A 9,909-nucleotide genomic window follows, 5' to 3' on the forward strand; every position below is an offset into this window, starting at 1 on the left:
CTGCCGCTCACGGTTGAAGAGTGGCGTCTGTTCTGCAGGGCGTCTGCCTGGCAGGCTGCTTGGTCTCTTTATTCTTCAAAACCGCGTGTGCGGAGCACCTGCCTGCCCGATAGAATTCCGCAGGACAGCGAAGCGTATTTTAGTCGGGTGTACGCCTGAAGGCTTCCCGTGCCTAAAAATATTTTTTTAGGCATGCCCTGAATGGTTACGAGACATGGCAAAAAATAACAATAAACAGTGCATTGACAATTGTTTGCGATCTTGCGTAATGAGCATGTAAAAAGCACATGTTGCAGTTGTATTTTTTTAAAGGTTTTCCTTGAGCCACCAGGACTTCAGCTGGATTCAGCACTTCAGACACTTTCCAACAGCCTTTTCACAATTGTATATGGCACCGGGACTGGCTCTCCCCGCACTTATTTTTAATACCTGTCAATCATCCTTTGGAAAAATAAGTGCATGAGGTGCATGTCCCGTGATTATCTTAAAATGGGCTGATCTATTACAAGGATTATGAACATGAAAGCCAGACCAGATTATTTTGGAAAGCTCGAAGAATTAAGCGATCTGCTTCAAAATGAACAGGACCTCGTTGTGGTGGGAAAATACTTTCTCGACAACTTGTCTGATGACAGAAATTTTATCTCAGCCGGAAAATTAGTAAAAGATAAAATGATAAAGCAGGTCCTTGAAGAAGTCGGAAAGCAGTTTGTAAGCCCGGATGCTAAAATCACCAATATGCTGATCACCTACATTAAAGAGTTCGACTTTTACCACGGCCCTTTTTTCCTTGGAGGTAAGCCTTCAAGCTTCTTCTATTATGCTAAGCTCCAAATAGGAATGGTCATTATTATCCAGAGCATGGGAGAAGATCCCAACACTTCGTTTGTAAGATTCAGGGCAGCCAAGCTCCCGGGAAAAGGGGTTGCAGTTATCCCTCACAATCCTACAATACAGTAACAGATATCAGGGTTACCAGATATATCTGCAGGGTAACCGTGCTGAGGTATGCCTCAGAATGGCTGCCGGCCCCAAGAACTGTCCTGTTATACCATCAGCTGCGCACTGCTCAATTCAGGTCAGCGGCAATTTCTTCCAGCTCTTTGCGGGCCTGGTCAGTTTCAAATTCTTCCACGAGTCTGTAAGCCTCCTGCAGTCTGGTCTGCAAATCAAAAGGCAGCGGCATCTGCAATAGCTCCTGCAGTTTTTCCATGGCCTGACTTATGTTTTCGTCCAGCAGCATGGATGCCTCCTGGACCAGGGCTGCAGCCTGCTTTGTGTCTGCGTCGCCCGGTTCTTTATTTTGCTGAAGGGTTAATGTAGAGGCCAGGATTTTCTGCAAAGACTCCTGTACTGTATTCATGCTGGACCTGGCTGTGGCAAACAACTGATTCAGGTCCCGGGCCTGGCCTTTAATGCCTTGCTCCAAAGCTGCTGCAGCCTTGTAAAGCTCCTGCATACCCAGATTGCCTGCTGTTCCTTTGAGGGTGTGGGCCAGACGTAAAGCCTCCTGAATCTGATTTTCCTGCAGCAGACGTTCTATCTGCTGGATGGAATCCAGATACTTGTTCTGAAATTTGCCAAGCATTCCGGTATACAGAGCCTGATTACCTGAAGCCTTAGACAGGCCAAGGCTGGTATTCACACCAGGCATCCGGGGCAAAGACTCTGCATTTTCAGGCACTGTGGGTTTAGCATCTGCAAGGACATCAGCCATACCCTCCCGGCCGGATCGAGGCCGGATCCATCTGATCAGAGTATTAAGCAGTTCATCAGTATCAATGGGCTTGGTTATATAGTCGTTCATTCCAGCTTCCAGGCACTTGTTCCGGTCTTCGGACATGGCATGGGCAGTCATGGCGATAATTGGAATTCGGGAATTCTGGGATTCAGGGATTGAAGGATTGAGGGATTGAGGGATTGAAGGATTGAGGGATTGAGGGATTTGCTCTCTAAGCTCTGATTTCTGACCTCTGACCTCTGCGGCGCGGATGCGCTGCGTGGCTTCCAGACCATCCATCTCCGGCATCTGAATATCCATGAGAATCAGATCAAACTTCTGACTGGAAAAGGCAGACACTGCCTCCTGACCGGTGGAAACAACCTGTACCTCTAAGCCGGCATTGTGCAGAAGCTCAACAATTATTTCCTGGTTGATCTCGTTGTCTTCTGCCAGGAGGATGCGTGCACCTATGATACTGGAGATGCCTTCAATGCTTTTTTTGACACTGTCGGTGGATCTGAAGCGTTTATGTGCTTTGTCCACCGGCACAGTGAAAGAAAAGCTCGTGCTCTGCTCCAGACTGCTCTCAACCCAAATCTCACCGCCAAGCTCCTCTACTAAGAGCTTAGTGATGGCCAGGCCTAATCCAGTGCCCTTGTATTTGCGGGTACTTGAAGAGTCCACCTGGGAAAATTTTTCAAATAGCATATCAAAGTTTTCCTGGGAAATGCCTATTCCGGTGTCCTGGACATTAACAGAGAGCCACAGGGGGTCCTGGAAATCATAACATGCTTTTTCTTCTATTCTTTTTTCCGGGTATACTGCTTTCTGTTCTCCAGCCTGATTTTTACCGCCGGAGTACACCCGGACCTCCACCCGGCCCTGGTCAGTAAATTTGACTGCATTACTGATGAGGTTGTTCAGGATCTGCCGCAGCAGCTTGGGGTCTCCTCTGAGCTGGGAGGGTACATCCGGATCAATCTGAGTTGTCAGTTGCAATCCTTTTTTTTGGGCCAGAACCGAAGCTCCAGAACAGCAACTGTCCAAAAGTTCCTGCAGGTCAAAATCCTGGGCCTGTATTACGATCCTGCCCGCCTCAATCTTAGATATATCCAGAATATCATTGACAATATCCAGCAGTGCCTGACCGCTGTGTCTGATGGACCGGGCGTAGCGCAGTTGCTTCGGAGAAAGGTCTGTTTCCAATAGCAGGTCAGTCATGCCGATCACGCCAAACATGGGAGTGCGGATTTCGTGGCTCATATTGGCCAGAAAGTCGGTTTTGGACTGGTTGGCCCATTCTGCCTGCTCTCGGGCAGAAATAAGCTCCATTTGATTTTTCCTTAGTTCGCCCTGGGCCAGCTTACGCTGGCTGACTTATCGGGCCAGTCGCCGGTTCCAGTAGACAAATGCCGCAAAAAGCACACTTACGAGAGCCAGGATCTGCCACAGCAGGGTATAGTCCATAGCGTGGGTGTACTGAATGGAGACCCACTGGCTGTATATTGACTCCCTTTCTGCCTGCGGAATTCTTTCCAGTCCTTTTTGCAAAATATCTCTAAGCATGGGCTGGTCCTTAGAGACCGCCATGCGCATTCGGGAGACATACGGGGTTTCTCCGGCTACCCGGATGGAGGTCAGGCCGGTCTGTCCTATGTAATAACTGGTAACCACCTGGTTGCCTACAAAGGCATAAGCCTGGTTCCGGGCCACTAAGCGTAGTCCCTCTTCGATGTTTGGGGCCGGTACCAGATCCAGCTCAGGATGATCCTGCTTCAGCCACTGGTGCGCTCCATGGCCCTGAAGTACAGCTACTTTTTTGCCGTACAGGGAGGAAATACCCCCCAGGTAAGCTGCCTCAGTATCGGAAAAAATGGACACCGGAATAGATAGAAAAGGCTCGGTAAAAAGGAATCTGTCCTGCATCTCCAGGGTCTCGAAGGCTGCGGGCAGCAAGGCAATTTGATTTTCTTCAAGCTGCTGTTGGGCTTCGGACCAGGTGGATATGGCCTGAGGGTCGAAGCGGACATTCAGAATACCTTCTAAGCGCTTTATATACTCATAGGAAATACCTTGCGGATTTCCATTGGGGTCAGCAAATTCAATGGGAGCCCAGAGCGGATTGAAGCCAAAAACAAGAGTCTGATTGTTTTGCAGCCACTCCTGTTCTTCCCGGGAAAATATCTTTAAAACATTTTTATCCGTTGAAATCCAGCGTTCCCAGATGTTTCCCCATTGAGCCTCAGTCATACTTTGAGAAGCTTTTTCCAGAATGGAATAAAGCTTTGGAAATTCTATGTGCACCATATAAAGATGGGCCTGCAGATCTGCAAATCCAGTAAATTCGACATAATTTTTAACTGCCAGGTTGTTAAGGAAGTTGTTTCTAATGATGTATTGTCCGCTGGAAACTTCCTGTACTGCTCCATCAGCCTCTCCGAGACTTACTGCTCTAAGCATTTGCACCGGGTCCTTGGTCATGACAAATTCAACATCAGAAAGCTGTTGTTCCAGTAGCGGGTGCAGCCCATAGTCTTTGAAAGATGCCACACGCAGGCCGCTCAGGGAATCCAGGTCGCTGATCCTTTCATCATCGGTGCGGGCGAACAGCACCAGGTTGAGCTTAGATTTCCTATCGGAAAAGTTAAATTCCCGGACACGGTCCGGAGTTTTGAACATGGCCATAATGGCCTCAATTTCGTGATTACGGGCTTTTTCAGTGAGATCAGAAACTGTGGAAAATTTAAATTTTGGTTTCAGGCCAACCTTGTCGCTCAGGGTTCTGATGTAGTCTGCAAATACTCCTGTGACCCGTCCTTCAGGTTCCTGGAAGATAAATGGGGGAAGGTCCACAGCCCCTATAGTAAAGACCGGATTGTCTTTAATCCATTGCCGTTCCGTGGGGGTTAGCTGCACGAGCTCCTGTTGCTCCTGGGCATGAGCCCCGGCAAGCCATTGGCGCAGCATGGAATGCACAGTTTCTTGACTGATGGAGTCAATTGCCTTGTTCAGGATGGGTATCAGTTCCGGCCAGTCTCTACGGATTGAAAAAGCCACCTCGGTTTTGCTGTCTTCAATCATGCCTGCCTGTTCGAATCCGGTCATCAGGTGCTGTTTGCGCCAGTAATCCAAATTGTCGCCGGCAACTAGCGCATCCACCTCCCGGTTGACCAGGGCTGTGGCCATGGATTCCAAATCAGGCAAGGGTACAGCTGTTACTTGAGGGTGCCGGTTTAAAAGTTCCTTACTTCTTTGAACCCCTTTCTGGTAGCCTACTCTCTTGCCGTGCAGGTCAGTCAGGTTCTGGAAATCCTTTAATCTTTGCAGATAAGTGTATATGTAAAAGAAGCCGTGGGTCAGGGGACGGGTAAAATTGAAATCCTGGGAGCGGGATTCCATGCTCAAGCTTGAAGCCAGGCCGTCAATATCTCTGTTTTTGGCCTGGTCCACTATTTCCGGCCAGGGCCCCACTTTGAGCTGAATATTGGTGTCCAGTCTGCGATTGAGTTCAGAAATATATTCAGGCAGCACTCCGGTCAGGTTGCCCTGGCCATCCTCGAAAACGGCCGGAGGAAAATCCAGGGAACTGCCCAGGATGATGTCCGGATGATCCTTCAACCACTGCTGTTCTTCAGGTGTCAATGACACAGAGTTGTTTTCAGCCCAGGCTGGAGCAGGGCATATGCCTCCAAGGCAGAATAAGATAAGCAACCGGAACAGGACATTTTGCAGAAATCTTTGAGTCACGGCAGTCACCCTGTGTTGATTGAGGACTATTATTCAGTATTTTGCAGATTAAAGCCCATCCTCAGAAAAATAAGCGCTGTGGGTGCATGCCTGTGAATTCAGGCTGTTAGATTGATGGACTTGTGGGTGTATTTTTGCTATAAACGTCTCACAAAAACATGTTCTTGCATTTCCAGAAAAAGCCAGGACGTTCTGCCCACTGAATACACAGAAAGACACGGAAAGTGTCTATGTTTTTTCCTCGCAGGGTTGCGAAAAATCCTGGTTGCTTAGAAGTTCTGAACGTATACGGAAATCCTTAAAAAGTCCACCTTCAATCAATTTAGACCATGAGCCAGTAGTAACCATGCAGGGGGCAGGTACCGGCCAGGGTGACAGTCCTCTGGCCTTGAGCCATCAGTCACCACCGAGGCCCCTTGAGTAATTAAAGCCAATATTAAATGGAGATGTTAATGTTGCCAGGATGGTTTGGAAATATTAAACAGTGGTTCCCTCCTGTTCTTGTAACTGCGGCTGTGATTTGCGCCTGGCAATATTTTGAGCGATCATCCTACAGCAGGCAACTGGAAGATGCGCGTATTTTTGTGCACTCCCAGCTGGGAACCTACCGGGCTGATCTGGAGAGAAATATATACATCAATACCTCCAGGGTGGAGGGGATGGTCAATGCAATATCCCTGGAACCGGATATGAGCAGGGAAAGGTTTGCTTCCCTGGCTGCCCCCCTGATTCAGGGTTATCCCCAGTTGAAAAATATCGGTGCCGCCCCTGACCTTATTATGCAGTACATGTATCCTGAAGAAGGTAACGAGGCCATGCTCCATATGGATTTCCGGGATATTCCTGAGCAGGCTGAAGCAGCCTTCAGGGCCAGGGATGCAGGTAAGCTTGTTCTGGCTGGTCCGTTGGATCTTGTGCAGGGAGGCCAGGGACTTATCGGACGTGTACCTGTTTTTCTGGACAATGACAGTGGTGAATTCTGGGGGCTGCTTTCGGTGGTTATTGATCTTGAAAAATTTTACCAGGCCAGTGGACTATCTCAAGAGGATACGCAGCTTCAGATAGCCATCCGCGGCAGAGACGCCGGAGGTACAGATGGGGAGATTTTTTACGGCTCTCAAGAGGTGTTTGACTCTAATCCTATCCTGGCCAGTGTAAATCTTCCTTATGGTGAGTGGCAGATGGCTGCCATTCCACAAGACGGGTGGCAGGAGCATGCAGACAACGTGTGGATCATCAGATTGCTCTTTGCTGCAGCAGGAGTGACCCTCGTTTTTCCTGTGGCCTTAACCTGCCGTCTGCTGGTTTTAAGGGATGACAACCTGAAGCAACTGCAGCAAAGTTTTGAAGACCAGCAGCAGGCTAAAAAGCAAGCTCAGGCTGCCAGCAGGGTTAAAAGCGAGTTTCTTGCCAATATGAGCCATGAGGTCCGGACTCCCATGAACTCCATTATGGGCATGAGCGCCTTACTGCTGGATACTGAACTGAACTCCAGGCAGAAAGAATTCGCCAGGAGCATTCAGCGCAACAGCCAGGCTCTTCTAAGGTTTATAAACGACATCCTGGATATCTCCAGCATTGAAAGTGAAAAGCTGATTTTGAAAAACCAGGACTTTAGTCTGCAGGATCTTGTGGATCGTCTGATATCTAAATACAGCAGCATGGCCCGGGAAAAAAACCTGCAGTTTTCTTGTAACACAGATTACAAATCCGGTACTATCCTTACTGGCGATGAAGACCGGCTGTTTCAGATTCTAAGCAATCTCCTGGACAATGCTTTCAAGTTCACCAGTAAAGGCAGGGTGGAGTTTAATGTTAAGGCCATCTATTGTGATAACTCCAAGAAGGCTGAAGCGTCCAAAAATAACCCTGGCTCTGATGAGACAAAGGCCTGTAACCCAAAAAATGTCCATCTGAAATTTGAAATACTGGATACAGGTATGGGTATAGCACAGGATAAGACGCATCTGCTTTTTGAAAAATTTTCTCAGCTGGATGGGTCATCTGCGCGCAGTTTTGGGGGAGCCGGTCTTGGGCTGGCCATTACCAAAGAACTGGCTGAAATGATGGGGGGCGGGATACATGTAAAAAGTATTCCCGGCGAGGGCAGTTCATTTTATTTTAATGTGAGCATGCCCTGCAGGCATGATGAGCTTTACAGCGAGAGAGTCCGCGGGGCTGGAAGCCTCTGGCAACAGCCTGGTAATTCTCCTGAAGTTATCATTCCCGATGTTGCAGAGGTGCTCAGGCTGGTCAGAGATACAGCTGAAGCACTTGATGATAATGTCAGCCTTGCCTTGCAGGGGATACAGGAACTGGAAAAAATGCATCTTCCACAGCTGGTTCAGTCACAGGTCCAGGATGCGGCAAGGCTGACAAGGGAGTTTGAAGCCGACCAGGCCAGAGAAAAACTTGACGCTGTAATCAAAGCACTGGTCAGGATGAAAAATGAAGAAGGCTGAAAAGCTCTATAGTTGAATGTTATCAGGTAAACGTTAACACTATAGCGAAAATTATTTATTGACCTCCGGGGACTTGCTCTTTTGCTGCCGAATTTTTGAAGCATTTGCAGATTAGCAACCGGTTTTCGGTCCAGAATCATGAAATGCAGGAGGAACTATCTTGATGCCAAGCAATCAACCCAGGGTGCTCATAGTGGATGATGAGCCTGAGAACATTCAGCTCCTACTGGAAACTTTAAAACACGAGTGTATTATTACAGCAGCCAAAAACGGGGAAAAAGCCCTGAGTATGGCCTGTTCAGATAAACAGCCGGATATCATTTTGCTGGATATAATGATGCCCGGCATGGATGGTTATGATGTCTGTAAGGAGTTGAAATCCAGGGAAGAGACCAGAGACATCCCGGTGATTTTTATTACGGCCCTGGACAGCGATCATAATGAAGAAAAAGGCCTGAACCTCGGTGCTGTTGACTATATATCCAAGCCTTTCAGCCCGGCCATTGTTCAGGCCAGGGTTAGAAATCATCTGGAACTGCATAGATCCCGCAAAGAGATCAGCAGGCTGTTTCGCTGTGTGGAAAACAGCGCGGATACCATAGTTGTTACAGACACCGAAGCAAATATAGAGTATGCCAACCCGGCATTTACTCAAAAGACAGGTTATACCCAGGAGGAAGCACTGGGCCAAAAACCCAGCATCCTGAAATCCGGGATGCATGATGATTCTTTTTATGCGGATATGTGGCAGGTAATTACTTCAGGCCGTGTCTGGAGCGGAGAGATTCTGAACAAAAAGAAAAACGGCAACCTTTACTGGGAGGAGGTTTCCATAGCACCAGTCAAAAATCCCAGGGGTGAAATCATCAATTATGTAGCTGTCAAGAAAGATATATCCCTCCGCAAGGATCTGGAGCGCATGAAAGAAGACGTAGAGCGAATCATGCGTCATGATCTAAAAACTCCCCTGGGAGGAATCATCAGCCTGCCCGATCTTCTTCTGGACGATGACAACCTGACCCAGGAACAGGAAGAATTCATCACTTTGATAAGGGAATCCGGCTGGCGCATGCTGCGCATGATTGATACCTCCCTGGATCTGTTCAAGATGGAAACAGGAGACTATATCCCTGATTTTCGCGATGTTGAAGTTGTGGCAGTGTTGCAGACGGTCCTGGATGAGATTGAACCTGCTTTTAAAAGTAAAAAAGTTCAGCCTGTCATCAACAAAAATCTCCAGAATAACAGTGGCTCTGTTTGGATGAAAGGCGAGGAGCACCTGTTTTACGGCATATTATCCAACCTTATAAAGAATGCATTTGAGGCTTCGCCGGAAAAAGAACAGGTCAGCATTAACCTGATGGACACACCTCATCCGGCCATCTCAATTGAAAACAAAGGCGTGGTCCCATTGTCCATTCGTCCACATTTTTTCCAGAAATACATGACACACGGCAAGAAAAGCGGAACCGGACTGGGGACATATTCTGCAAGACTCATGGCCAACACCATGGGTTATGACCTGCAACTGAGCACCTGCGATGACAAAGGCACTACAACCCTGACTTTGACAGTGGCCGGTTAAGAACTTTTTCAACACTCAGATAACACTACAGCGAAACTTATGATTGACCTCCGGGGACTGGCTCTCCCCGCACTTATTTTTTCCAATAAAACCAAGATCATTTTTAATAAAATAAGTGCGGGGGTGCCTGTCCCCAATTGAGGTACAATATTATATTTTATAAGTTTCGCTGTAGTGATAAGGGTTTGTCATAAAATAAGTTTTATATAATGTTTGCAATAAAATAATCCGGCCTGTGTGTCACAAAATCATATTCAAGTAGGTGTCGAAGTACCTGTCCCACTTATTCCTCTTCACCATTCCCTGGGCTGAAACTTCTCGTCATTGCGGATCACCACGGTTTCTCCACTTTGGGCCAGGACGTACAGGCCCTTGCGGTAGGCAAAACGAGC

The 9,909-nt window shown here is 47.9% G+C and carries 5 protein-coding genes; 3 read left to right on the forward strand and 2 right to left on the reverse strand.

Annotation, left to right across the window (positions count from 1 at the left end; genetic code table 11):
• The first annotated feature begins 519 nt into the window (after nt 1–519).
• Nucleotides 520–960 (forward strand): hypothetical protein, encoded by a 441-nt coding sequence (locus tag QZP87_RS11400; RefSeq protein ID WP_291323047.1) that lies wholly within the window; start codon nt 520–522, stop codon nt 958–960.
• 109 nt (nt 961–1,069) lie between these two features.
• Here the strand turns inward: QZP87_RS11400 and QZP87_RS11405 are convergent, their stop codons facing one another.
• Both QZP87_RS11405 and QZP87_RS11410 read right to left on the reverse strand, forming a co-directional pair.
• Nucleotides 1,070–3,055, reverse strand: coding sequence for a response regulator (locus QZP87_RS11405; protein WP_291323048.1), 1,986 nt, complete (start codon nt 3,053–3,055; stop codon nt 1,070–1,072).
• A 45-nt stretch (nt 3,056–3,100) separates the two neighbouring features.
• Nucleotides 3,101–5,470: a transporter substrate-binding domain-containing protein gene (locus QZP87_RS11410; RefSeq protein ID WP_291323049.1), complete on the reverse strand. Its 2,370-nt coding sequence runs from the start codon at nt 5,468–5,470 to the stop codon at nt 3,101–3,103.
• A gap of 452 nt (nt 5,471–5,922) precedes the next feature.
• On the opposite strand from QZP87_RS11410, the gene QZP87_RS11415 reads away from it, so the two are divergent.
• Complete coding sequence (locus tag QZP87_RS11415) at nt 5,923–7,932, forward strand: ATP-binding protein (RefSeq protein ID WP_291323050.1); 2,010 nt, start codon at nt 5,923–5,925, stop codon at nt 7,930–7,932.
• Between the two features lie 163 nt (nt 7,933–8,095).
• Nucleotides 8,096–9,517: a response regulator gene (locus tag QZP87_RS11420; RefSeq protein WP_291323051.1), complete on the forward strand. Its 1,422-nt coding sequence runs from the start codon at nt 8,096–8,098 to the stop codon at nt 9,515–9,517.
• Nucleotides 9,518–9,909: the final 392 nt, after the last annotated feature.

It is taken from the genome of Desulfonatronospira sp. (genome assembly GCA_003563255.1).
In the GTDB taxonomy this organism is placed as follows: Bacteria; Desulfobacterota; Desulfovibrionia; order Desulfovibrionales; family Desulfonatronovibrionaceae; genus Desulfonatronospira.

Coding starts and splice junctions, on each gene's coding strand:
- QZP87_RS11400 (WP_291323047.1), top strand. CDS start 520: ATGAAAGCCAGACCAGATTATTTTGGAAAGCTCGAAGAATTAAGCGAT.
- QZP87_RS11405 (WP_291323048.1), bottom strand. CDS start 3,055: ATGGAGCTTATTTCTGCCCGAGAGCAGGCAGAATGGGCCAACCAGTCC.
- QZP87_RS11415 (WP_291323050.1), top strand. CDS start 5,923: ATGTTGCCAGGATGGTTTGGAAATATTAAACAGTGGTTCCCTCCTGTT.
- QZP87_RS11420 (WP_291323051.1), top strand. CDS start 8,096: ATGCCAAGCAATCAACCCAGGGTGCTCATAGTGGATGATGAGCCTGAG.